Source organism: Pseudomonas sp. ES1 (assembly GCF_050586605.1).
Classification (GTDB): Bacteria; Pseudomonadota; Gammaproteobacteria; order Pseudomonadales; family Pseudomonadaceae; genus Aquipseudomonas; species Aquipseudomonas sichuanensis.
The window spans coordinates 50,577-75,900 of the sequence record NZ_JBOBDM010000003.1 but is presented as its reverse complement, the minus strand read 5'-3'; the positions used below and the strand labels follow the sequence as shown (position 1 = coordinate 75,900).

Below are 25,324 nucleotides of genomic sequence, written 5' to 3'. Positions count from 1 at the left end.
GTCAGCGGCGCTCGATCGGGTCGATGATCTGCAGCGACAGGGTGCCTTTGTGCGAACCCAACCGCGCCTTGAACGCTGGCACGCCATTGGCGCGCAACACCAGATGCTCCGGCAGCTCCACCGGAATCACATCGCCAGGCTGCATGTGCAGGATGTCGCGCAGCTTGAGCTGGCGCCGGGCAACGGTGGCCGACACCGGCACGGCCACGTCCAGTACGTCCTCGCGCAGGGCCTTGACCCAGCGTTCGTCCTGGTCGTCCAGGTCGGACTGGAAACCGGCGTCGAGCATCTCGCGCACCGGCTCGATCATCGAGTACGGCATGGTCACGTGCAGGTCGCCGCCGCCGCCGTCCAGTTCGATGTGGAAGGTCGATACCACCACCGCCTCGCTGGGGCCGACGATGTTGGCCATGGCCGGGTTGACCTCGGAGTTGATGTACTCGAAGTTGACCGGCATGATCGCCTGCCAGGCTTCCTTGAGGTCGATGAAGCACTGGTCCAGCACCATGCGCACCACGCGCAGCTCGGTGGGGGTGAACTCACGGCCCTCGATCTTGGCGTGGCGGCCGTCGCCGCCGAAGAAGTTGTCCACCAGCTTGAACACCAGCTTGGCGTCGAGGATGAACAGCGCGGTACCGCGCAACGGCTTGATCTTGACCAGGTTGAGGCTGGTGGGCACGTACAGCGAATGCACGTACTCGCCGAACTTCATGACCTGCACGCCACCCACCGCCACGTCGGCGGAGCGGCGCAGCAGGTTGAACATGCTGATGCGGGTATAGCGGGCGAAACGTTCGTTGATCATTTCCAGGGTCGGCATGCGCCCCCGGACGATACGGTCCTGACTGGTCAGGTCGTAGCTCTTGATGCTGCCGGGCTCGCCGGCACTTTCGGTTTGTACCAGACCATCGTCCACCCCATGCAGCAGGGCGTCGATCTCATCCTGGGACAGCAGGTCCTGCACGGCCATCTATGTGCTCCTACTGCAATACGAAATTGGTGAACAACAGCTGGTCGACGACCGGCCTGCCGACTTCTTTCTGCGCCACTTCCTGAACCACCGCGGTGGCTTTCTGGCGCAGCATCTCCTGGCCTACCGGGCTGCTGGCGAGGGTGTCGAAACCCTGCCCGGAGAACATCATGACCAGGTTGTTGCGGATCACCGGCATGTGCACCTTGAGCGCGTCCAGATCGGCCTGGCTGCGGCCCTGCATGGTGATGCTCACCTGCATGTAGCGCTGGCGGCCGTTCTGGTTGAAGTTGACCACGAAGGCCGGCGCCAGCGGCTCGTAGATCGCCGCCGGCTTGACGTTGGCCAGGGCTGGGTCCGGCGCCGGAGCGGATTCGCCCTTGTGCATGAAGAACCAGGTGGCGCCCACCGACAGGCCGACTGCCAGCAGCAGGGCCAGCACCAGCAGCAGGATCAGCTTGAGTTTGCCTTTAGTGGCGGGGTCTTTCACTGCGTCGCTCTTCGCCATGCCAATAATCCGTCGTCCATCGAGGTTTCAAAGAAGGATGACGTGGCTTGAGCAAGTGTTATGCCAGATTTGTCAGGAAGGTCTGCTCCTGAGCCGTGCGGTCGCTGCAGGAGCGGCCTTGTGCCGCGAAAAGGCCGTTCCTGCAGGGGCGCGAAACATCAGGCGTAGTAGTCGACCGCGCTGTCGCCCACCACTACCTGCTGCTCCACCGGCTGGCCGGCATCAGCCAGCTCGCCACCCTCGCCCGCGGCAGCGGCACGGCGGGCCGCCACGCCGGACAGGTTCGAAGCGTCCTGCTGGGCCTGCTGTTGCTGCTGGCCACGGGACTGGTCGGCGACACTCACGTCAGGCTGGGCCAGGCCCTGCTGGGTGAACAGTTCACGCAGGCGATGGACCTGGCTGTCGAGGGCTTCGCGCACGCCGGCATGGCCACTGACGAAGTGGATCTGCGTGGGCTGGTCCGCCGCCACATTGACCCGGATGTCGAGGCGGCCAAGTTCGGCGGGCTCAAGCTGGATATCCGCCGACTTGAGGTTCTGGCTGGACAGGTACATGACGCGGTTCACCAGGCCCTCGGTCCAGGCGCCCTGGTTCATCGCCAGCGGCTGTTGCAGCGGGCTGGGGGTTACCGGCACGGCATTGGCGGTCTTGGCGGTGACGGCCTGGGTGAGGTTGGCCAGGCGATCGGCAAAGTCATCCACCCGCGTGTCGCTGCTGGCGCCCTTGAGGTCCTTGAGGCCACTATCAAGCAGCCCGGCGAATGCCTTGTCGCCCTGCTCGGCATGGCCAGGCTCGGCCTGCGCCTTGCCGACCACATTCGCCAAGGTATTGACGGCAATCGGGTCAGGCTCGGCAGGTTGCTGACTCGTCTCGGCGCGTGCACTGCTGGCATGGGCCGAAGTCGTTCCCTGGGCCTTGGCGCTCTGTTCCAGCGCCAGGCGCAGGGCCGGCATGTCGGCGAGCGGGTCGGCATCAGGGTCGAACTCGGCAACCGGTGCCGATGCCTTTGCCTCGGTCACGGGCGGCGCTGGCTGCTGTGATGGCTGCATGGCTGCCTGCAACACCGGCGCGACCACCTCGGCCTGGGCCTGGATCAATTGGGCACCCGTCTGGGCATCGGTGACCTGGCCTGCGACCAGGCTAGCATCGATGATCGTCGTATCAGCGGTGGCAGTGCTATCAGCTGTCGCGCTGCCATCAGGCAGGGCCGCTGGCAAGTTATTGCCGTCATCGGCAAGGTCTTTCGAGGCGCCAGCCTCTTTCTTGCCGCCGGCAACCGCCTCCGGCTTTTTGCTGGCGGTTGCTTGCGCAGGGCCTTGGCTGGCCTTGTCGTCACGGGCTGGCACGCTGTCGCGGCCCTGCCTGGACATCACCTGATCGAAGCCGGCACCACGGCCATCCGCCGCCTTCGGCGATTTGTCCGCCACATTGGCGGCCGGGCGCGAGGCGCTGCTCGCAAGGCCAGTTTGCAACAATGGATTGGGTGCGACAGGCATAAAAAAGGTCTCCGCGCCGAAACTCAAAAAATCGAATGGGCAAAGACAGGCAAAACTCGCGCCAGGACACCCTCAGTCAGTTGAAATGCGTTGGCTTTCACTGCGATAGAACAGCTCGACGGCCTGATACTCCTGGTCGATACGGTTGATCAGGTCTTCTATGCCATACAACGGAACCTGCCGTGCGCGCTCCTCCAGTTGCTGGCAAAGCCGCGCCAACTCGACAGCCCCCATGTTGCTGCTGCTGCCCTTGAAGCTGTGCGCCGCCAAGCCCAGCTCGGCGGCATCCTTGGCCTTGTGCAACTGGCTCAGGCGCCGCTCGGAGTCTTCCAGGAAGGTTTCCAGCAACTGCAGGTAGCCGCCCTCCATGACCTCACGCAGGTCACGCAGCACCTTGTGATCGATATGCATGTCCACCACTTGCTCACTCCCTGATCAAGCCTTGTCGCATCCAAGCCCGGGGGAATCCCGCGCTCACCAATCGAACTCCACCCGCGCCAATCGCCCGCCTTCCAGCCACCGGGCGCGGTGCCCCAGGCGGGTCACCAGGCCCAGACCACGGCCACTCAAGCCCTGCTCGTGCGGTGAACGGGCAAGCACTTTGGCCACATCGAACCCTGCGCCACTGTCGCGGACCTCGATCATCAGACGACCACCTTCACTGCGCGGTTCCACCCGCAGGCTGATACCGACGAAACCCTGCAACTGTTCGGCCAAGCGCTGACTGCGCTGGCGATAGTACTCGGCAAAGCCCTGCGAGTCGCACTTGAGCCGCGAGTCGAGCCCCAGCACACCGTGCTCCAGCGCGTTGGAGTACAACTCGCTGAGCACGCTGTGCAGCTTGCCGCTGCTGGGCCTCAGGCCGTGGATTTCCAGCAAGAGTTGCACCAGGTAAGGCACCGGGTTGAAGCGCCTCAGGCTTTCACCGCGCAACTCGAAATTCAACGACCATTCCAGCGGGCTCGAGCGCCCGCTATCGGAATAGACCATGGCCTGCGGCACAACCTGGTCTGGCGCCAGCATGCGAATGTCGCACAGGCTGATGTCATCCCGCGACTGCCCGCCGAAGGCCTGCAGAGCGCCCATCACCTCATCGAGCAAGTGTGCCGGCTGCCGATTGGCTGCCAACACCTCAAGCAGCCGCTGCACGCCGAACAGGCGCTCCTGCCCGTCACCACTGTCGACCACGCCATCGGACAGCAGCAGCAAGCGCTCGCCAACGGCCAGGGGCATCACCTGCGTGGTGTCGTCGAATTTCTCCGGGGCAAGGATACCCAGCGGCAGATGCTGCGAAGGCAGCACCGCCAGCACCTCGCCCCGGGCGGACAGCTGGTAGCCATCGGGCATGCCGCCATTCCACACTTCCACGGTACCGCGCTGAAAACTCAGGTTGAGCAGCAGCGCACAACAGAACATGTCCACCGGCAGGATGCGCTTGAGCTTGGCGTTCATTTCGCGCAGCGTCTCGACCAGCCCGTAGCCCTTGGCGGTCATGCCGTAGAACACTTCCGCCAGGGGCATGGCGCCGACCGCCGCCGGCAGGCCATGGCCGGTGAAGTCGCCCAACAGCACATGCATGTCCCCGGACGGGGTGAACGCCGCCAGCAACAGGTCGCCATTGAACAGCGCGTAGGGTGACTGCAGGTAACGAATGTTCGCTGCGCTGAGGCAACCGGAATGGGCGACCTTGTCGAACACAGCCTTGGCCACGCGCTGCTCGTTGAGCAGGTAATGGTGATGCCGGGCTATTTCGTCACGCTGCGCCAGGACCGTGGCCTGCAGGCGACGCAAACGGTCCATCGCACGTATCTTGGCGGCAAGAATTACCGCGCTGTACGGCTTGGCCATGAAATCGTCGCCACCGGCTTCCAGGCAGCGCACCAACGCCTGCTCTTCGTTGAGCGAGGTCAGGAAGATGATCGGCACCAATGCCTCGCCGGCCAGTGCCTTGATCTGGCGCGCGGCCTCGAAGCCATCCATCACCGGCATCAAGGCATCGAGCAATACCAGTTGCGGCCGGCGCTCGGCAAACAGCGCCACGGCCTGCTCACCGTTTTCGGCGGTGAATACCTCATGCCCCTGGCGCCGCACGATCTGCGCCAGCAGCATGCGATCTGCGGCACCGTCCTCGGCGACCAGCACGGTCAACGCCTGTTCGGCAGGCATGGCCGCGCTCAACCGATATCGAACAGCTTGTCGAAGTTGGAGATGGCCAGAATCTTGCGCACATCCGGGCTGGCATGGACCACTCGGATGTCCGAATCGTCCCCGCCCACGTGGTCACGCAGCAACAGCAGCATGCCCAACGCCGAACTGTCCAGATAGGTGGCATCCTTCAAGTCGACGACCACTGTCTCCGGTCGCAGGCGCTGACGCTCGTAAGCATCCCTGAATTCCTGATGCTTACCGAAATCGAAGCGACCCTTGACCTTGATCGTCAGCTTTTTCCCTTCCTGTGAAAAATCGGTTTCGACTGCCATGCGAGCGATTCCTTCGATGATGGCGAATGCGGCTCCTGAAGGTTTAGCAGCCACAGCCCCATGCTGCAAACCACAATAAGCGTGGCGCGCAGGGCCTGGCTCTGGCCGGCAATGGCGCTTGAAGCCTGCAGTTAAAGCGGCCCGTGCCGCGGCAAGCGCTGGGACAGCTCGTCGAGCAGCCGCTGTTCGCGCTTATCTTCCGCCCGACGGGCCTCATCGATATAGCGCTGCACCAACTTGCGCAGCCCTTCGACTCGCGCATAGGCCTGCTGCCAGATGTTGCGGGCGTTGTTGAGGTTGTTCTGGTGCCAATTCAGGCTCTGGCGCTGCTGGGTCATGGCGGTTTCCAGCTGACCGAGGAAGCGCTGGTAATTGAGCAGCCAGTTGCCGTCCACCCCCTGCCCGCCCCGGGTTATCCACTGCGCCTGATAGCCCTCGCGAAACTGCGCCAGCTCATCGAGCCTGGCCTGCGCCTGTACCACCTGCTGCTGGAAATGCCCCAGGCGCTGGGCAGCCTTGCGCTCGGCCTCCTCGGCCATATCCACGACGGGCGCCAGGCGCGCTGCTCGACCGGGCTGAGCCATGGCCTATCAGCCTGCCGGCGGCACGAAGATCGCGCCCAGCTGGTCGCGGCTCTGCGCCATGCCGACGTTCTCCTGCAGGCCCTGGCGCAGGAAGTCCACCAGTTTGGGCTGCAGCGCAATGGCCAGGTCCGTCTCCGGATCGCCACCGGCGACATAGGCCCCCACGCTGATCAGGTCACGGCTCTGCGACAGGCGCGACCACAGCTGCTTGAATTTCTGCGCCTGGCGCAGGTGATCGGCGTCGACCACCTGGGGCATGACCCGGCTGATCGAAGCTTCGATGTCGATGGCCGGGTAGTGACCTTCCTCGGCCAGGCGCCGGGACAGCACGAAGTGGCCGTCGAGCACACCGCGCGCCGAGTCGGCGATCGGGTCCTGCTGGTCGTCACCTTCGGAGAGCACGGTGTAGAACGCAGTGATCGAACCACCGCCGGCCTCGCCATTACCCGCACGCTCCACCAGCTTGGGCAGCTTGGCGAACACCGAAGGCGGATAACCACGGGTGGCCGGCGGCTCGCCGATGGCCAGGGCGATCTCGCGCTGCGCCTGGGCAAAACGGGTCAGCGAGTCCATCAGCAGCAGGACGTTCTTGCCCTTGTCGCGGAAGTACTCGGCGATGCGCGTGCAGTACATCGCCGCGCGCAGACGCATCAAGGGCGCATCGTCCGCTGGCGAGGCCACCACCACCGAGCGCTTGAGCCCCTCTTCGCCGAGGATGTGCTCGATGAACTCCTTCACCTCGCGGCCCCGCTCACCAATCAGCCCCACCACGATGATCTCGGCCTCGGTGAAGCGGGTCATCATCCCCAGCAGCACCGACTTACCCACACCGGTACCGGCGAACAGCCCCAGGCGCTGGCCGCGGCCGACGGTGAGCAGGCCATTGATACTGCGAATGCCGACATCCAGCGGCCGGCTGATGGGGTCGCGATTGAGCGGGTTGATCACCGGCCCGTCCATCGGCACCCAGTCTTCGGCCTTCATGCCGCCTTTGCCGTCCAGCGCCCGCCCGGCGCCATCGAGCACCCGCCCGAGCATGCTCATGCCCATGGGCAGGCGGCCGCCGTCGTCCAGCGGCACCACGCGCGCGCCGGGGGCGAGGCCGACGATGCTGCCAACCGGCATCAGGAATACCTTGCTACCGGCAAAACCCATGACTTCAGCCTCCACCCGCACCGGGTGATAGCTGTCGTCGTTGATCACCAGGCAACGGCTGCCGACGGCCGCGCGCAAGCCTTCCGCTTCGAGCGTCAGGCCGACCATACGCAGCAGGCGGCCTTCGACCACCGGCTGGTCGGGCAACCGCACCGCATCGCTGTAACCCGCCAGGCGCTTGCCGAAGCTTGTGCGTTCAAGGCGCATCGTTGCCACTCGCCGGCACATCCAGTTCGACCGCGATGTCCGGCGCCGCCGGGTGCAGGAACTGGTCATGGGACTGGTCGAACAACTGCGCCACGGCCTTCTCGATCCGCGTTTCCATGGTTGCATCGATGCGGCTGTGCGCCGTTTCGATGCGGCAGCCGCCAGGCAGCAGGGCCTCGTCTTCCAGCAGCTTCCAGTTTTCTTCGTGACGCTCGCGCAGGGCCTTGGCCAGTTCGAAGTCCTGGGGGTTGAGGTGGATACGGATGTTGTCAGCGCCCATCGGCAACAGCTTGAGGGCTTCACGCAGGACATGGGTGACCTGGCTGGAGTCACTGCGCAATTCACGACCGATGACCTGGCGGGTAATGTTCGCGACCAGTTGCACCAGGCCTTTTTCGATCTGGGTGTCCTGCTCGGCGATCGGGTCGAGCAGGTGCAGCATGAGCTGTTCCAGGCTGGCCAGCTTGGCGGCCAGGGCCACTTCGGCTTCCTGACGAACCTTGAGCTGGGTGCTGTGGAAGCCTTCACGCTCGCCGGTGGCGAAGCCTTCGTTGTAGGCCTCCTGGCGGATGGCCTCGAGCTCTTCGAGGGTGAGCGGCTGGACTTCCTCCAGCGGCACTTCCTCGACCTCTTCCTCGATGACTTCCGGCTCGGGTTCAGGCTCGGGTTCGGGCTCAGGGTCGAAGCTGGGCAGCGCCCAGACGTCGACGCCCTCGAGGTCGCGGGCGCGGATCAGTTCGCTGGGGTGTTCGGTGGTGGACATGCTGTGAGCTTCTCGAAAACCTTAACAGGTCCCTGTGGGAGCGGGCTTGACCCGCGATTGTGCCCGCCCTGGCAATCTCTTTCGCCGGCTCGGACGCCTCGCGGGGCAAGCCCGCTCCCACAGGGGCGGCGCCAGTCGGTGGCTTAGATCATTTCCTCGGCACCCTTGCCGCCAAGCACGATCTCGCCGGCCTCGGCCATGCGTCGGGCGATGGTGAGGATTTCCTTCTGCGCGGTCTCCACGTCGCTGACCCGTACCGGCCCCTTGGCCTCCAGGTCGTCGCGCAGCAGTTCCGAGGCGCGCTTGGACATGTTCTTGAACACCTTGTCCTTGACCCGCTCGTCGGCACCCTTGAGCGATACCACCAGCACATCCGAGGACACCTCGCGCAACAGCGCCTGGATACCGCGGTCGTCGACATCGGCCAGGTTGTTGAAGACGAACATCAGGTCTTCGATCTGCTCCGACAGGTCGCTGTCGATCTCGCGGATCGCATCCATCAGCGCACCTTCCACCGAGCTGTCGAGGAAGTTCATGATGTCGGCGGCACGCTTGATGCCGCCCAAGGTGGTGCGGGCAGCGTTGGAGTTGCCAGAGAACTGCTTCTCGAGAATCTGGTTGAGCTCTTTGAGCGCCGCAGGCTGTACGGTGTTGAGCGACGATACGCGCAGGACGATGTCGAGGCGCACCTTGTGGTCGAAGTTGCTCAGCACCTCGCCGGCCTGGTCGGGGTCGAGGTAGGCGACCACGATGGCCTGGATCTGCGGGTGCTCGAAGCGGATGACGTCGGCCACGGCACGCGGCTCCATCCACTTGAGGCTGTCCAGGCCGCTGGTGTTGCCCCCGAGCAGGATGCGGTCGATCAGGCCGTTGGCCTTGTCCTCACCCAGTGCCTGGTTGAGCATCTTGCGAATGTAGCCGTCGGAGCCCACGCCCAGGCTGGTCTGGTCGCCGACGATCTCGACGAACTCGCTCATCACCTGCTCGACCTGCTCGCGGTGCACATTGCCCATTTGCGCCATGGCCACACCAACCCGCTGCACTTCCTTTGGCCCCATGTGGCGCAGGACCTGCGCGGCGTCGGTCTCGCCGAGCGACAGCAGGAGGATGGCCGCCTTGTCGACGCGGCTCAGCTTGGCGGTAACGGCTCGGTTGTCACTCATCGGCGTTGATCCACTCTTTCACGACCTGGGCCACACGGCCCGGGTCTTCGGCCACCAGGCCTTTGATTGCGTTGAGCTGTGCCTCGTAACCCTCGCTCGGGCTCGGCAACAGAATGCTTGTCGGGCCACCCAGGCTGACGCGGTCGTTGGCCAGTTCGCCATCCAGACCGATCATGCCGCCCAGCTCCATGTCGCTGTCTGTGGCAGCTTGCTTGCCGCCACCGGTAATGTTGTTGAGCACCGGACGCAGCACGCCGAACACCAGGATCAGGATGAACACCACGCCCAGCACCTGCTTGACGATGTCCCAGAACCAGGGCTGCGAGTAGAACGGAATGTCGACCAGTTCGTCGCCACGGTCGGCGGCGAACGGCACGTTGATCACGGTGACGCTGTCGCCACGGCTGGCATCGAAGCCCACCGCGTCCTGCACCAGGCGGGTGAAGCGCGCCAGGTCTTCAGCGCCCCAGGGCGTGCGGGTCATCTCGCCGCTGGCGGCATCGATCTTGGCCTGGTCGTCTACCACCACCGCTACCGACAGGCGGGTCAGGCGACCCTGCTGCTGACGGGTGTGGCTGATGGAACGGTCCAGTTCGAAGTTCTTGGTCGACTGCTGGCGCTTGTCGGACGGGTACGGCGCCAGCATCGGCTGGCCGGTGGCCGGGTCCATGATCTGCTGGCCGTTGGAATCCACCAGCGGCTGCCCGGGCTGGACGGCACCGGCGGGGGTTGCAGCAGTTTTGGCATTCTCAGGCGCGCTGGCGCCGGCCGGCGGCTGGTTGCTCAGCGCACCCGGCACGCCTTGCGGGCCCTGGCTGCTGGCGCGCTGTTCGTTGACCGACTGCTCGCTGCGCAGCGCCGGCTGATCAGGGTTGAACTGCTCGGAGGTGGACTCGACGGCGCTGAAGTCGATGTCGGCAGACACTTCGGCCTTGTAGCGGTCGTTGCCCAGCACCGGCAGCAGGATGTTGTGCACGCGCTGGGTGAGCATGCCTTCCATGCGGCGACTGTAGTCGAACTGCTTGCCGGCCATGGTCAGCGCGGTGTCCTGCAACTGGTCGGAGAGCAGGTTGCCCTTCTGGTCGACCACGGTCACCTGGGACTTGTCCAGTTCCGGAACGCTGGTGGCCACCAGGTTGACGATGGCCATTACCTGGCCGGCTTCCAGGGCGCGCCCCGGATACAGCTCGACCAGTACCGAAGCGCTTGGCTTGCGCTCGTCACGCACGAACACCGAGCTTTTCGGGATGGCCAGGTGCACGCGGGCAGCCTTGACGTTGTTGAGGCTGGACACGGTGCGCGCCAGTTCGCCTTCAAGGCCACGGCGGTAGCGGGTGGCCTCCATGAACTGGCTGGTACCCAGGCCCTGATCCTTGTCGAGCAGCTCGAAGCCGACGTTGCCGTCGCTTGGCGCCACGCCGGCGGCGGCAAGCTTCAGGCGCGCACGGGAGAGATCGTCGGCCTTGACCAACAGCGCGCCGGAATTCGGCTCTACGGTGTAGGGGATATCGGCAGAGGCCAGGGTGTCCATGACCTGCTTGGTGTCCATGCCCGCCAGGCTGCCGTACAGCGGCCGGTAGTCCGGCTGCTGCGACCAGAGCACCACGGCGAAGCCGATGGCCACGCTGGCGGCCAGGCCGACCAGCAGGCCGATCTGACGCAGCATGGGCATCTGCGAGATGTTTTCCAGGAACGACAGGCCGAACAGCGGCGGCTTGGCTGCTGGCGGACCGCTTTTTGCGGGGGCGTTATCGACGACTGCTTCGGCCATGAATCAACTCTCGCCTTAAACCGGCATCTGCATGATGTCCTGGTACGCTTGCACCAGTTTGTTACGCACTTGGGTCAGTGCCTGGAACGACACGGAGGCCTTCTGCGAGGCGATCATCACATCGGTCAGGTCGACGCCGCTTTTGCCGATTTCGAAGGCGTTGGACAGTTGAGTGGAGGCCTGCTGGGTCTCGCTCACCTTGCCAATGGCCTGGCCGAGCATGTCGGCAAAACTGCTTTGCCCAGGCGCCAGCTCAGGGGCGGCAGCCGCTTTGGGCATGGACATGGCATCGGCCTGCATGGCGCGCATGTCTAGCATCAGACGATTGAATTCAACACCTTGGGTCATGGACTTCTCTCTCCGGCGGCCGCATTTTTTTGACACTCATGCAGCGAATGGGCTGAAACTAGCAAGAGCAGTGCCAGCCAGCCCAGAAACCATTCAAAACTACGCCTCAGCCGAACAGGCTGGCCTCGACATCGAACCCGGCGTCACGCATCTGCGCCAGCTTGTAGCGCAGCGTACGCGGGCTGATGCCCAGGCGTTCGGCGGCCTCCTTGCGACGCCCGCGCTCGGCGCGCAAGGTGTCGATGATCATCTGGAATTCGTGGCGGCGCATGTCGCCCTCCAGTCCACCCGCCTCTGCGCCTGAATCCAGGCATGATGGCGCAATAGTGGCCTCGCTCGAAGGTGACAACGGAATGGCACCGGCCAGACAAAAATCCGCCGCTTCGATCACGCCGCCCTGCTGCAGAATCAGCGCGCGCTGTATCGCGTTGTCCAGCTCACGCACGTTACCCGGCCAGGCATAGGCCTGCAGGCAAGCCTGCGCCTGGGCGGACAAGCGCACCTGGGCATGGCACATCTTGCGGGCATGGCGCGCCAGCAGACGCTCCGCCAGCGGCACGATATCGGCCGGGCGCTCGCGCAGGGCCTGCCAGGCCATGGGGAAGACCGACAGGCGATAGTAGAGGTCTTCGCGGAAGCGCCCCGCCGCCACCTCCCCCGCCAGATCACGGTTGGTCGTGGCGAGAATGCGGATATCCAGGGCGATGGGCTTGCGCCCGCCAACGCGTTCGACCTCGCGCTCCTGCAACACGCGCAACAGTTTGGCCTGCAACGCCAGCGGCATTTCCGAAACTTCATCCAGCAGCAAGGTGCCGCCTTCGGCCTGCTCGAACTTTCCGGCCTGGGCAGCGATGGCGCCGGTGAAGGCGCCCTTTTCATGACCGAACAGCGTGGCCTCGAGCATGTTGTCGGGGATGGCCGCGCAGTTGATCGCCACGAACGGCGCCTGCGCCCGCGGCGACTGCCGGTGGATGTAGCGTGCAAGCACTTCCTTGCCAGTGCCGGACTCACCCGAGATCAGCACCGTCGAGTCGCTGCGCGCAACCCGCGCCGCCAACTCCAGCAACTGTCGGCTGGCCGGCTCGCAGGCCACCGGGCCTTCATCATCAACCACACGCCCGGCAGCATGGCGCTCGACCAGGTTGAGCAACGCCTTGGGCTCGAACGGCTTGACCAGGTAATCGGAAGCGCCCTGGCGCATCGCCTCGACGGCCCGCTCCACGGCAGCGTGCGCAGTCATCAGCAACACGGGCAGCTGTGGTTGCTGGCGGCGCAGCCTGGCCAACAACTGGTGCCCGTCCATACCCGGCATGTTCACATCGCTGACAACCAGGCTGAACACCTCTTTGAGCACCGCCTCCAACGCTTCTTCGCCACTGCCCACGGCCTGGTAGGCGAAGCCGCCGATTTCCAGGGTGTCGCACAGCGCCTGTCGCAGGACGCGATCATCCTCGACCAGCAGCACCTTGATTGCCATCACAAGGCCTCCGCCAGTTGCCCGTCGATCAACGGCAGCTCCACCCGCACGCAGGTACCACGGCCCACCTTCGAACGCAGTTGCAAACGCCCCTGATGGGCACGCACCACGGCCTTGACCACCGCCAGGCCAAGCCCTGTGCCAGCGGCCTTGGTGGTCAGGAACGGCTCGCCCAGGCGCGTCAGCAACTCGGCGTCGATACCGCAGCCTGCATCACTGACGCACAGGTGCAGCGACTGCTCGCGACGGTACAGATGCACCTTCAGACGCGCCGGCTCCCGGCTGGCCTGCAGGGCGTTTTCGATCAGGTTGAGCAAGGCGCCGACCAGGGTGTCGCGGTTGCACAGCAACTCACCCAGGTGACTGTCGCACTGCCAGCGCACAGCATGCCCTTGCACGTGGACCTGGGCCGCCTGCTGCAGGGCCTGGAACAGCGCTTTTGGCGTGACCCTGTCACCCAGCGGCAGTTCGCCACGGGCAAACACCAGCATGTCGCGCACCTGGTGCTCCAGCTCGTGCAGCCGTTCCTTCAGGCTGCCCGCGAAGCGCTGGCGGGTTTGCGCGCTGAGGTCTTGCTCGCTATCGGCCAAGTGGCTGGCGTAAAGCATGGCCGCCGACAGCGGCGTACGGATCTGATGGGCCAGCGATGCGACCATGCGCCCCAGTGACGACAGGCGTTCGTGGCGAGCCAGTTGGTCTTGCAGGCGACGGGTTTCAGTCAGGTCATTGAGCAGCACCAACTGGCCGGGTTCGGCATCCAGCGAGCGGGTAGCGATCGACAGGCGGCGGCCGTCGCGCAGCGAGACTTCATGGCCGTCGTCCTTGCGCGGGGCAAAGCTCCGGGCGATCACCTGGCGCCACAACTGGCCGATCAGTGGCTCGCCGAGCAGCTCGCAGGCGGCCGGGTTGGCGTCGCGCACCAGGCCCTGGCCATCGATCACGATCACCCCGCCGGGCAACAGGTCCAGCAAGTTCTGCAGGCGGTTGGCCAGGCGTTCCTTTTCACTGAGTTCATCGATGCGCTGGGCGCTGACCACGGCCAGTTCGCCCTTGAGTTCGCTGACCCGGGCTTCAAGCATGCTGTAGGACTGGCTCAGCTGGCTGGACACCTGATTGAACAGGGCAAAGGCTTGCTCGATACCCTGGCGGCTGTCCTGCTCGACCGGGGTCCGCCCCTGCTGATCGGGGGCTCGGGTTACGTGGGCGGCCTGGGGCATCGTGCTCTCTCGCGTGGCTAACCGTCATAAAAACGGTATGTTGCCAGCGGTGTAGCAATAGCCGTGCCGGAGATAGGGATTTGGCGAGACTGTTCCGGCCTCTTCGCGGGTAAACCCGCTCCCACAGGTACAGCGCAGTACTCACATGTGGGAGCGGGTTTACCCGCGAAGAGGCCGGAACAGGCCTACCGCCAGGCCCTCGCCGGAAAGGGCGAGGGCCTCAAGCCGGGCTCAGTCCGGCAGCCAGGCCTTGTGCCAATTGCTCAGGTTGTCGCCTTCGAGCATCCAGCCACTCAGCACTGCATTGCGCAGTGCATCGCCCGCCTTGGCCGTGGCATCCAGATCGCTGATGTGCATGCGGATGGCCTCAACCCAGCTACGGAAACGGTTCTTCACCAAAGTCACTGGCAAGTCGTTGTATCCCTGGTAGCAACGCAGGTCGCTGGCGATAACCGGGAAACCACAGGCGCCGTACTCCAGCAGGCGCAGGTTGCTCTTGCACTCGTTGAACAGGTTCTGCTCCACGGGCGCCAGGGCCAGGTCCAGATTCATTCTGGCCAGCGTCTGCGGGTAATTCTCAAGCGAAACACCCTCGTGGAACTCATGGATATAGGGTCGCAGCTTATCCGGGCACATGCCGAAGAACACCCACTCCACCTCGTTGGCCAATTCCTTGACTACGTCGGCGATCACTTCCAGGTCGCCGGAGTGGCTCGCCCCACCCGCCCAGCCGACACGCGGCTTGCGCGACTGCCGGCGCTGGGCTTCGAGGCCTTTCCAGAAACGGCCATCCAAGGTGTTGTGCACCACCCGGATGTCGCCATGCAGACCAGCGAAGGCCTCGGCCAGCGGCTGCGTAGAGACGACGAAGCGGTCCACATACGCCAGGCCACGGCGCAGGGCGCGCAGAATATCCTTGGGCATGTCCGCCCTGTGCACGCTCTTCAGCGGCAGGTTAGGCAAATAGTCGTCCAGCTCGAAGACCTTGAACGCCCCTGAAAACGCGTGCATCCGGCGCATGTGCTCAATCTGCTGGTCGCCGATCTGGCGCTGCAGCACGATGCTGTCCGGCTGGTAGCGTTCAAGTTCAGCTGGCGTCAGGTGAGCCCAGGACAGCTGCCCCTCGGCCAGCCCCTCGCGCTTGAGCGCAGCGAGCGGCTGGATAACCCGGTAATTGCCACACCCCCCCTCATCCGCCGCATGGGCCAGGATCGTCGGCAGCGGCTTCCAGGACGACAACGGTCGCCAGCTCAGCTCGGCGCACTCCAGGCCGAAGCCATTGGCGCAAGACAGCGAGAAGTTCGGGTTGTAGAACGGATCTCGCGCCAGTGCAGGCAGCCAGCGGTCATACAAGGCGTCTTCTTCCTCGGTGCTGGCCGGCGTTGCGGCGTCCTCGCTGAGCAGCAACTGCACACGCGGCGTCCAGACGTTCAGGTAGCCGGCACGGTGCAGACGCAGGCACAGGTCGACATCGGTCCAACGCTGCAGCTCAGGCGTCTCGTCGAAACCGCCCAGCTCCTGGAACAGGCCTTTGTTCACCAGCAGGCACTTGCCGCTCACCGCGACATAGTTCTGGTCGATCTGCAGGCGCTGCATGTAACCAGGGGCATCCATCGGCTGACCGGCAAAGGCTTCGCCAACCGGTCCGTTCAGGCCGAGCACGAAACCGGCATGGCTGATGGTTGCCTCCCCCGCTACCAGCTTGGCCCCCACTACGCCGACTTCTTGGCGCATGCCGTGGTTGAGCATCTGCTGCAACCAATCGCTATCGAGTACGGCAGCGCCTTCGTCCAGCCACAGCAGGAAGTCACCACGGGCCTGCGCGGCGGCCTGGTTGCGCATGCGCGACGGTGCCATCCCGGCAGGGAAACGCATGCAACGAATGCTATCGACACCGAGCTGGGCAACGCCGTCGAGCCAGCTGTTCACCGCAGGGCCGGCATCATTCGACGCCAGCAAAAGCACCTCGTAGTTGCGATGGGTGCTCTTCTCCAGAATGGTTTCCATGCAACGCTGCGCCCGCTCCGGGCTGTTGCCCTGGAGCAGGATCAGGATGCTGACCGATGCGTCGCTGGAGGCGCCGTAGTCGAGGTCATAACGCCCGGGCAAACGAGATTCGACGCGAGCCTGGGCAAAACCGCGCGCATGCAAATGACGCAGGATCACCCCGCGCTCATCCGGGCAGTCGCGCAGCGACGGGGCATTGCTGATCAACAACGGTTCGCTGATATGTCCCAGCCCCTCGAAACCGGCTGACTCGATCAGGCGCAGGATGTAATCCAGCTCGATAGCCTGGCCCGCCTCCTGACGGAAGCCACCCATCTCCAACCACACCTGACGGTTGAACAGCCAGTGGCGCGACATGCTCGCCGGCAAACTGAGCAGCAGATCAAGGTTCAGATCAGGACGCAGCGCAGCGCCAATTTCCGCGCCACCGGCACGCAGCGCTTCATCACCGTAAACTGCCCGACAGCCTGGCGCTGCCAACAGATCAAGCGCGGCAATCAGCAAGCCGCTCGCAGTGAACTCACTCCCCGCCTCTACCAGCATGAACCAGTCGAACTCACCTGCCTGAACCACCTGGTTGAGCTGATCGCTCAGGCTGGCATCAGTCAGTCGCAGGCAATGCAGTTCGTTGTGCAGCCCGGTCGAGGGCGCCTCCCCTGCTGTCAACGCGATGATTTTCACTGTGGCAAAGAGGCAGTTATCGCGACTCAGGCTGTGCACGGAGGCATTCAATGCATCCATGCGGCCCTCAGCGTCCAGCACGATGACCCCGATCACCGGACCGCCCTGATGCGCTTGCAGACGCTGTTCGATCAGACGGCTCTGCATGGCATCCGGAACGCGTTCGTCCAGCCAGTCCTGCAGTGTCGCTGCCTTGGGCTTTCCACCCAGATGCTCGAGCATTTGCTGGCGCCCGCGCTTGATTTCTTCGCTGCCATAGTCGCAATGGCGTGCATACAACTCGCGGTAAAGCGCGGGGTAATCCTTGAGTGCCTGTTCCGAACGCCGTGCAGGTGCACTGACATCCCGGCGCATGCGCACTTCCACTGTCTCGCAATGAATATGGTGGAATGCGCTGCGAGCGCTCAAGCGCATGAGGAAATCCCAATCTTCCAAACCTGCCAGCGATTCGTCGAAGTCACCCACCGCAAGGGCAAGTGCACGTGGGCAGGCAAAGGTGTTGACCGGGATGTAGTTGTTAACCAGCAAACGCTCCCTGGAGTACGCCTCGTGGGGATAGCGTTGCTCACGCGCCACTTCGCTGCGCTTGCCCGCCGCTATCGTTTCCTCAACGAACACCGCATCCGTATACACCACTGTGTCGGGGTGCTCAGCCAAGGCTGTAGCCAATGTTTCAAGGTGGTCAGGCAGATACAGGTCGTCATCGTCCAGATAGACGACATACCGGCCACGGGCTAGTCGCAAGGCGCTATTACGGGCAGCGGCTGGGCCGCGGTTACGGCCTTGGCGGATATAGGTGACAGGGAAATCGTACTCAGCCAGCAGCGATTCGACCGGGGTGCCGTTGTCATTGACCAGGATGACTTCGAAGTCCTTGAAGGACTGCCGACCAATGCTGTTCAGCGCATCCCTGAGCAGTTCGGGACGGTTGAAGGTGGTGACAATGATGGAGAACATCGCTCGCTCAGCGTCTTCAGCCAAGGCTTCCAGACGCCCGCACAGCTGCCTCACCCGCTTGCCCAACGCAGTGCCCTGCTCGTGCGGATAAAGCGTCAGCCTGCGCTTGAGATGCGCAGCAACCTCACGCTCATAGCCTTTCAGGTGCCCCTCGTTGCCACGTTCGAATACGCCCTCGAGAATACAGGTATGCCCTTCCAGCGGCGCCGAGGAAACATAGAACTCATGGGAGTGCTGCGCCGCATGAACGCGATAGCTCACACCCGGCACGGTGGTGAAAACGAAGTCAGGGAACAACTCCCCAAGCTGAACCATGAGCTGCCAGTCACCCGATCCACGAATTCTGACATCACGGCGCCACGCCTTGAAAAAGGCGTCCCTGCGAATGATCGCCGCAGAGGGGGTGATATAGCTGTCGTAAATCAGAAGGTCCGCAACCTCATTACGCCCGCCACTGTAATCTTCACTGCGATGGCCGGGGTGGCTAGGCCCTTCTACAGGATCGCCCTGCTCATCAACCCAACAGATTGGGCTGTAACCCAGGGCATGCTTCGCATTGCTTTCCAGAATAGGGAGCAGGCGCATGACATGACCGGGATTCATATAATCGTCGGCCATGAACAAGACTATGTATTTGCCCTTGGCGACCCAAAAGCCATTCTGAGAACTGTTGCCGGCCCCGAAATTTCGTCGGTTGCGCATATAGCGCACCCGCGCATCAGACGAAAACTCGGCCATGACCGATTGCGTGTTGTCCGTCGAGGCATTGTCCACAACCAGGACTTCAATGCCCTCGACACCCTGATCCAATACGGACCGTACCGCCTGCCCCAAATACCGACCATAGTTGTAGGCCGGAATAACGACGCTCAGCAACGGCGCAACACCACGCACCTCAGAGGCGTCCAGCGCAATGCCCGACGTCAGCGCATTGATCCAGAAATCGACGGTGTAAGGATAAATTCGCTCATCCGGCCGGGCACTGCCCTGCATGAGAAACGAGCGCAGGCGACTCGCCAGTGCCTCGTATTCCGCCCATGCCATGCCATCCAGGTAGGCGAACAAGTCTGCCCTATTGCTAAATACACTGCCGTCTACATAGCAATCACGCGGAAACCACTCTGGCAGCGAAGTGGCTGCGGTATGCACAGGCACGGTGCCCGACAACAGGCAAGACTGCCACTGAGGGGACAACCAATCAGCTAATTCGGGCTCATGATCGCAAAGCGCGAAGTGCGCCCGCTGCAACTCGATATCGTCGCGCCCAAGCACACAGGCCTTGCCTTTAAAAACAGGGCGCGGGTCCAATTCAACAAGCGGCAGTTCCAGCGGCTGGTTGAGTCGCACCAGGTGCTGGCCTGTGAAAGCCTCTTTGGCGGGTAGAAATACTCTGTCGAACTGTTCGAACAACTGCGCGTCATCCACCGAGTTCTCTAGCCGCATCAGATAGCGACGCGTACCGGAGGATAAAGTCAGCTCCCCCGTACCTGCATAAGCCAGCTCGATCAGCAGCACACTGTCATGGTGACCGGCGACGTCCGATGCAGCGATTCGTTCGAAGACAAGGCCGTTGCCGTTGCCATAGGCCTGCAACGGGCCAAGAGGAAATAGGGCCTGCAGCTTCTGCCATTGCTCATCGCTGATGAGGAATGCCTTTTGCTCCTGCCCCAGTTGAACCCCGGCGATACCCACTCGCCAAGGCGCACCCTGGCAACTACCGCCTGCAATTGAGGCCCAATCCATCACGCATCCCCTCTGTCACGGCCTCGCTCACACGCAGCCTCGTTGAAATTCAAATGCCATAACCCATGGATTTCGCCCAGACAGCCATGCTGTCGATCGACTGATCCAGGGGGGTCCAGACATCCAGCCCCACCCCGCGGGCCTGGCTGATATCCGGTACATAAAACGAAGGAGCCGTACCCTCGGTACGCCCCATGATCAACACCTGTTTTCCTGGTGCCACCCGCGCGACAACGCGATGTGCCAGATCAGCAATGCTGATCGCCTGATCGGAGCCCACGTTGTAGGCTTCGCCGGCTTTGCCGCTCACCAGCAACGCCAGCAGCCAGGCGGCCAAATCTGCACCGTGCAAGTAACTGCGGACTGCGGTGCCACAAGAGCGGATCACGACCTGATCCGCACACAGGGCATCACGAACAAAGTTGCCAATGGCAAAATGGCCATCGAGCGGCAGGCCTGGCCCGGAAAAGGCAAAGCAACGCGCCATGATTACGTCAATGCCGTGAGTCTGTGCATAAATCGCGCCCAAGGTTTCCTGTGCCCGTTTACCTTCGGCATAGGCGCTCCCTGCGCTGTTGCTGGCACAAGCGCCAGCGAAGCCTTCGGCGACCCCGGCGCCCTGATCTGCCCCTGCCCGCAAAGCCCCATACTGTGCACCCGAGCCCGTCAGGAGCACGCGGGCCCGAGTACGCACCGCCAAGTCGAATACCCGGCGCGCCCCGGTGACGATGGTGTCGAAGATTTCCAACGGCTTGCCATGAGCCGCCGAGGACGTCTCGGTTGCCGCATGAATGATCAGGCTCACAGGCTGCCCCGGAACAGCCTGCAGCTCACGCACGTCACCACTGGCCCAATGCAGCCAGGCGCAATCACGGTAACCGGGCTGTGCATCGAGAAAACGCGATGGGTTGCGTGACAGGACCGTGACCGTCACCCCTGCGCCTTGCTGGTTCAGTTGTTGAAACAACGCCAACAACCACAAGCCAAAAAAGCCTGTACCGCCGGTGACCAACACATGCTGCCCAGCCAGCGCGTTGTGCAAACCCAGCGTGGAGGGAATGTTCTGCAACGCGCTGCTGATAATGGGTGAATGCAAGGAGAAACTAGGCATTGGCGTCAGGGGCTCATGGAAATTGGGAACGAGGGGTAGAGATGCCGCCGCGGCCTGTTGCCCTAATAGAAATACAAGGTGATGTCTTCCAGGATGTCCGCGTATAGACGAATGCCCACTCTGTAGTCACCGCGGATGGACTGCACTTCATCCATCAAGCACCAATAATCGTCGGAACGATGATAGGCACAGACAGCCAACACGGGTTTGTCACGCTCGATGATCGTACGCGCCCCCCGCAAGGCAGAGGCTTCCATGCCCTCGATGTCGAGCTTGAACAAGCCAACTTTGCCCGGCACCACGGCATCCAGCGGCACGCCCTGAATGAAAGAGGTGATGTTTGCGGGCACATCACTGCTCAACTCGCCGGCAATGTCATACGTCAACTCAGGCTGATAGACAGCTCGGCTGGGCACTTCGTCCAGCCCCATGTTGAACAGCCAGACATCAGGGCGATCGGCGACACTCTTGAGCGCTTCGTAGTACGCCGGTAACTCGGGCTCGAACAGCCAAGCCTGCTCGACCGGCCCAAAATGTTTCTCCAGGCGATGCAGGGTATCGCCCGCTGCTGCACCGGCGTCGACAAAGCGCGCCGCTTGTTCTGGCCGTACAAATGCCTTGTCGAAATACTCTTCATCCCAAGGCGACTTGGCCTGTTCTGCATAGGCGATCGACAGGCGAATTCGCATGCCGATCAACGCATCAAAAACCTGGCGTGACGGCTCATCATCCAGGCACAGGAACGCAGAGATGAAGCGCCAAGGGTCACGCAACGGCGCTTCGACAAAACTTGAAAATTGCTCGCAACCCAAGCCCGGCCCCGGGCCATCAAGTGCGTACAGAAACTCATGCATGTTGACCAGGCGAATCCCCGGCACCTGGCTCAATTGCCTGGAAATGGCGTTGCCATGCCGGCCACTGGCAACAACGACGACGGCGTTCTCAAGCGAAAGACTGGAAGGATGAGAGATCGAAAGCCCTTCCAATGAACCACCGTCCTTGGCCCGGTCATTGTCGATGAATCCTTTGACCTCAAGATTCAGCAATTGCGCGTGACGTGCCAAGCGCAAACCGACCTTGAAGGCGCCAAAGATATAGAACCCCTCATTCAGCCAGTCGCGGGCCTGGCGCTTGAACGCCGCCAAATCGGCCAGGCCGGCCTGCGAGTCCAGCAAGCGCTTGATATTGGGGTAGTCATCAAGACGCGATAGCGCCTGCAGCCTTGATGGCTGCCTGACCACGATGTGGTCTTGAGCATCACGCAGAAGCGCATCCGACCAGCAAACCGGCACAGGCTGGCCTGACGCAAGTGCGAAGGAATAGATGCCACCTTTCTGCATCTTGGAAAAATCGGCACCGCACAAGGACAAGCCAGCGTTCATCTTATTACCTGCCTAACAGATCAGAACGGCCAGGGGCTGCCATCCTGCAACAAAAAACCAACCAAGCACCTGAAAAATGCGCTCGCCCTTGTCAATCAATAACGACGTTGAAAAGTGCATGTGCGCGTTGCGGGTACAAATCCACCAAGCGTGGCCTTATACGCTCCAGCCTCTCGGCAATCCATTGATTCAAGATCGGGTTTGGATCGAGCAGTAGCTTTTCCTTTGCAATCGTGGCACTGCTGTTAATCTCGACATAGCGCCGGGCAATTTCCAGCACCTGCGCATCATCAAGATAATTCAACATCACCGAAACATCAGCCGGCGGCACATCGAGACGATCGAGCGCATACTCAATCGCCAATATATCGTTGATGCTTTGCAAATAGGTACGCAGCCTGACATTGCCTGGCTCGACAAGGTAGTACTGAAGCCGTCCATACGTTGTCACAAACCGGCGCTTGCAAAAATCATAGACGCGCAGAAAGTGCTTCATCTGCGAAAAATTATCTCGGACGGTACCCAGGCGATCGGTCAGCACACCGCCACCGTAATAAAACATATCGGAAAAAATCGAGGCCACCTTGGGTGAGGTGTTACCAGGCACAACCGAAATATCAAACGCACGATCATGAACTGTCAGTGAGTTCAGGTGATGAGGGTAGTCCTGAGCGAAAACCGCCTCAGGCATATCCACAAATTTCACCGAACATAACTCACTATCAGCCAGCAGTATATTCACCTGCCCGGCAATATGCGCCGCCCCCAGCAGAGGGGTTTTATTATTAATAACGTCGTACTGATCTGAGCTTATGGCCTTCTGCGGCTGGTAAAATGCCAGCAAATCATAATCAGACGAAGCATTGCCCATACCAAGAGGAATGGAACCCATCAGCGAGTAGCACAAAATGCGTACTGGACAGTGCCGCTCCATTCGCTCAATGACATCATCCACCTGCTGCTGCAAATCAGGCTTCGCACACACATCTATTAGTTGCGCACGCATTATCGAGCCACCCACGCATCCAGTACAAAATCACACGCATCCGGAACATCGCCCGACTGTGCGAAGCGGTCGGAAATGCGATACAAATCCCTGACAGCTCGATCAAACTCGCATTCTTGATAACCGTGCTGAACTGAACACCCCAGCACGGCAAACGCTTGAGCCAATGGCTCAAGCTCAGCGCTTTCTGCCCGCAGTCGAACGCCGCTGAGGCTAACCCTGCCGGTCTCACTGAAATTTTTCAGCACCAGGGCACGGCATGACTTCAGCAACGTCTCATAAAAAGCACTGTCTGCCCGATAGGGAACTCTCAGAAAGTACGAATGCATCACCGGATAAGGCAGCTCGGTGATGTTTGAGCGCAGCATGCAATCGATCAGTGCTTTCAACGCAGGCCGATTGAGGTAGGCCTCATAGTCCGCATTGGCCAGCTTGAGCGGAACCAGTGAGCGCTTGCGATGGATCTGGAAAGCCGCACGGTGCTTGCCGCTGTCCATGTTGAAGTGGCTTTCATCACTGTTCCAATCCGCGTTGACCGCATGATTCACGAAGAACAAGGGATCGACCGACTCGGTTTGCCGCATGCGCTCATACACCTGCCTACGGCTTCTAAGCACGTTTTCCACCCACGCGTCTGTCTGCGCGATACCGAATTGATCAGCCGCGTTGCGACAGTAGAGGTCCATGTAATGGTTCGGGGTGGCGTCAGCCTCGCCATCGAACCACTTGAACAGCTCCAGGTAGGGGAACAGGGTAAACACCGGGCTGTCCTTGAACAGCCCATTGCCGTTTCGGCGTGCACAGACCAACCAGGCGGGTATCCACGCCAGCACCTCAGCGTCGTCGGCACTGATGAGCGCATCATCCTTGTACTCCGGACGAAACAGCCCATGCAAAGCGGGAATCTCGACGGGCAAGGTCAGCTGCTCGTCGATGATGGCGTTGTGAACACTTGCCATCTGCGCCCGCTCTTCAGCGGATCGCCACGCCATGTTGGAGCCGTTTACCGGGCAAAAGACAACCCGCTCGAAACCCTCTGCCGCCAAACTCAGTGCAATGCTTTCGTGCTCGAAAATATTGTTTACGCAGACGATAACCAGTGCCGCTTTGTCTGCATCGGCGACACGGCTGACCGGCAACCCCTCGTGATGGGTTATCTCGGCAGCACGCTTGTCAATAAAGCCAAAAACATTGCAGCGCCCCTTCAGATAGCGCGAGACCATCGTTCCACGATGGGCGGCACCGTACAGAACTACCGGCGTATCAGACGTCAGCATCATAGCGGGCATACCCCTTCGAGCAGGCGCAGGAATTCAGCGTCTGGCTCACGCTCGAGTACCGGGAACGACATGAACGCCGGATGCTTGACGACAGCCGGGAGCGATTGCAACTGCCTGCAATAATCCATCAGCGCCTGCGCCTGGTGCTCCCTGAAATAAGCGTCCCACTCCGCTCGCTTCATTTTCAGCGGAATGCCATCGAAGCCCTGACGCTCCAGATAGAAAGCACGATGAGAACCGTCGAGAATATTGAAGCGATGCGAGGCGCCATCAAACACCGCGACCGATGCAGCCTCGCGATAATAGTGCCCCATATCAAAGAAGGTTTTCGCGCGATAGAAATCCAATTGCTCCTGGGTAAACAATTCATCACAAGGCAGTAGCGCCTTGACCGCCGGATCATCCAGCCGGACATTGGTCGCCTTGTCGATAACGTCCTGTTCCTGGCCTTGCCATTTGAAGTAATCAGCGTAATCGTGCTCGATGCCTTCGTAAGATCGCCTTACGGTGTAGACATAGTCCTTGTGCACGATGGCAGTCACATAATCTGAAAACGCGCTCAACAGGTAGTCGCCGGCACGTAGGGTATACAGTTCGTCAAAACTGCAGAACGGCACTGCATAGTCACCCGAGTAAAATGCGTTCCATGCCTGCGTCATGGCCGCCGCCCTTTCCCCACGAAGAAACACGGGCAGGTGCAATACCCTGTTGTAGCCGACGCTGTGCAAGGCACGTGCAATGGCCGGGTGGGCAAGGCCATTGCCTATCGCCACGAACACCAGCGCATTGCCATTGCTTTGAATGCACGCCTCCACCGTCATCACCGGGACCGGCGCATTCGTTACGCCTTGCGGGTTGCGATCGATGATGGCGCGCACATTCACGCCGCTTTGCATCAAGCGCCGGCAAAAACCAACACCTATCTGACCGCCACCGTAGATAACGACTGGCTCGTCTATCGTGGAAGGTTTATTCATTGACCGCACGTCCAATTTCCTTGCAAAGCGACCGCCAGGCA

At 61.9% G+C, this 25,324-nt stretch carries 20 protein-coding genes; all 20 read right to left on the bottom strand.

Annotation, left to right across the window (positions count from 1 at the left end; translation table 11 throughout):
- Position 1: 1 nt before the first annotated feature.
- The 20 genes from fliM to ACQ4N9_RS02305 all read right to left on the bottom strand — a co-directional run bounded on the left by fliM (position 2) and on the right by ACQ4N9_RS02305 (position 25,283).
- On the bottom strand, positions 2-970 hold the full coding sequence (fliM, locus tag ACQ4N9_RS02400) for a flagellar motor switch protein FliM (RefSeq protein ID WP_110991849.1): 969 nt from the start codon (positions 968-970) through the stop codon (positions 2-4).
- 10 nt (positions 971-980) lie between these two features.
- On the bottom strand, positions 981-1,478 hold the full coding sequence (gene fliL / locus ACQ4N9_RS02395; protein ID WP_390967283.1) for a flagellar basal body-associated protein FliL: 498 nt from the start codon (positions 1,476-1,478) through the stop codon (positions 981-983).
- Between the two features lie 158 nt (positions 1,479-1,636).
- Positions 1,637-2,974, bottom strand: a complete 1,338-nt coding sequence (locus ACQ4N9_RS02390; RefSeq protein WP_390967282.1) for a flagellar hook-length control protein FliK — start codon at positions 2,972-2,974, stop codon at positions 1,637-1,639.
- 72 nt (positions 2,975-3,046) lie between these two features.
- The gene (locus ACQ4N9_RS02385) at positions 3,047-3,394 is read right to left on the bottom strand and encodes an Hpt domain-containing protein (protein ID WP_110991852.1); all 348 of its coding nucleotides are present in this window, start codon (positions 3,392-3,394) and stop codon (positions 3,047-3,049) included.
- A 54-nt stretch (positions 3,395-3,448) separates the two neighbouring features.
- Positions 3,449-5,140 (bottom strand): ATP-binding SpoIIE family protein phosphatase, encoded by a 1,692-nt coding sequence (locus tag ACQ4N9_RS02380; RefSeq protein ID WP_390967281.1) that lies wholly within the window; start codon positions 5,138-5,140, stop codon positions 3,449-3,451.
- A gap of 8 nt (positions 5,141-5,148) precedes the next feature.
- Positions 5,149-5,454 (bottom strand): STAS domain-containing protein, encoded by a 306-nt coding sequence (locus ACQ4N9_RS02375; protein WP_110991854.1) that lies wholly within the window; start codon positions 5,452-5,454, stop codon positions 5,149-5,151.
- A gap of 131 nt (positions 5,455-5,585) precedes the next feature.
- Positions 5,586-6,038 carry a flagellar export protein FliJ gene (gene fliJ, locus ACQ4N9_RS02370; protein ID WP_110991855.1) on the bottom strand — a complete coding sequence of 151 codons (453 nt, stop codon included), beginning with the start codon at positions 6,036-6,038 and terminating at the stop codon, positions 5,586-5,588.
- 6 nt (positions 6,039-6,044) lie between these two features.
- Complete coding sequence (gene fliI / locus ACQ4N9_RS02365; protein ID WP_347148361.1) at positions 6,045-7,400, bottom strand: flagellar protein export ATPase FliI; 1,356 nt, start codon at positions 7,398-7,400, stop codon at positions 6,045-6,047.
- A complete protein-coding gene (gene fliH, locus ACQ4N9_RS02360; RefSeq protein ID WP_390967280.1) occupies positions 7,390-8,163 on the bottom strand; it encodes a flagellar assembly protein FliH in 774 nt (257 codons plus the stop codon). The genes fliI and fliH overlap by 11 nt, the downstream gene beginning before the upstream one ends.
- 143 nt (positions 8,164-8,306) lie before the next feature.
- Positions 8,307-9,326 carry a flagellar motor switch protein FliG gene (gene fliG / locus ACQ4N9_RS02355; protein WP_110991858.1) on the bottom strand — a complete coding sequence of 340 codons (1,020 nt, stop codon included), beginning with the start codon at positions 9,324-9,326 and terminating at the stop codon, positions 8,307-8,309.
- Positions 9,319-11,097, bottom strand: a complete 1,779-nt coding sequence (gene fliF, locus ACQ4N9_RS02350; RefSeq protein ID WP_125464973.1) for a flagellar basal-body MS-ring/collar protein FliF — start codon at positions 11,095-11,097, stop codon at positions 9,319-9,321. Before fliF ends, fliG begins: the two co-directional genes overlap by 8 nt.
- A gap of 15 nt (positions 11,098-11,112) precedes the next feature.
- On the bottom strand, positions 11,113-11,445 hold the full coding sequence (gene fliE, locus ACQ4N9_RS02345) for a flagellar hook-basal body complex protein FliE (RefSeq protein ID WP_110991860.1): 333 nt from the start codon (positions 11,443-11,445) through the stop codon (positions 11,113-11,115).
- Between the two features lie 106 nt (positions 11,446-11,551).
- On the bottom strand, positions 11,552-12,922 hold the full coding sequence (locus ACQ4N9_RS02340) for a sigma-54-dependent transcriptional regulator (protein ID WP_390967279.1): 1,371 nt from the start codon (positions 12,920-12,922) through the stop codon (positions 11,552-11,554).
- Positions 12,922-14,139 carry a sensor histidine kinase gene (locus tag ACQ4N9_RS02335; RefSeq protein WP_390967278.1) on the bottom strand — a complete coding sequence of 406 codons (1,218 nt, stop codon included), beginning with the start codon at positions 14,137-14,139 and terminating at the stop codon, positions 12,922-12,924. The genes ACQ4N9_RS02340 and ACQ4N9_RS02335 overlap by 1 nt, the downstream gene beginning before the upstream one ends.
- 231 nt (positions 14,140-14,370) lie before the next feature.
- Complete coding sequence (locus ACQ4N9_RS02330; protein WP_390967277.1) at positions 14,371-19,476, bottom strand: glycosyltransferase; 5,106 nt, start codon at positions 19,474-19,476, stop codon at positions 14,371-14,373.
- A gap of 100 nt (positions 19,477-19,576) precedes the next feature.
- Positions 19,577-20,638: an NAD-dependent epimerase/dehydratase family protein gene (locus tag ACQ4N9_RS02325; RefSeq protein WP_390967276.1), complete on the bottom strand. Its 1,062-nt coding sequence runs from the start codon at positions 20,636-20,638 to the stop codon at positions 19,577-19,579.
- Between the two features lie 62 nt (positions 20,639-20,700).
- Positions 20,701-22,020: an FkbM family methyltransferase gene (locus ACQ4N9_RS02320; RefSeq protein WP_390967275.1), complete on the bottom strand. Its 1,320-nt coding sequence runs from the start codon at positions 22,018-22,020 to the stop codon at positions 20,701-20,703.
- 91 nt (positions 22,021-22,111) lie between these two features.
- Positions 22,112-23,026 carry a hypothetical protein gene (locus ACQ4N9_RS02315; RefSeq protein ID WP_390967274.1) on the bottom strand — a complete coding sequence of 305 codons (915 nt, stop codon included), beginning with the start codon at positions 23,024-23,026 and terminating at the stop codon, positions 22,112-22,114.
- Positions 23,026-24,306: a hypothetical protein gene (locus tag ACQ4N9_RS02310; protein ID WP_390967273.1), complete on the bottom strand. Its 1,281-nt coding sequence runs from the start codon at positions 24,304-24,306 to the stop codon at positions 23,026-23,028. The genes ACQ4N9_RS02315 and ACQ4N9_RS02310 overlap by 1 nt, the downstream gene beginning before the upstream one ends.
- Positions 24,303-25,283: a hypothetical protein gene (locus ACQ4N9_RS02305; protein WP_390967272.1), complete on the bottom strand. Its 981-nt coding sequence runs from the start codon at positions 25,281-25,283 to the stop codon at positions 24,303-24,305. Before ACQ4N9_RS02305 ends, ACQ4N9_RS02310 begins: the two co-directional genes overlap by 4 nt.
- Between the last annotated feature and the right edge of the window lie 41 nt (positions 25,284-25,324).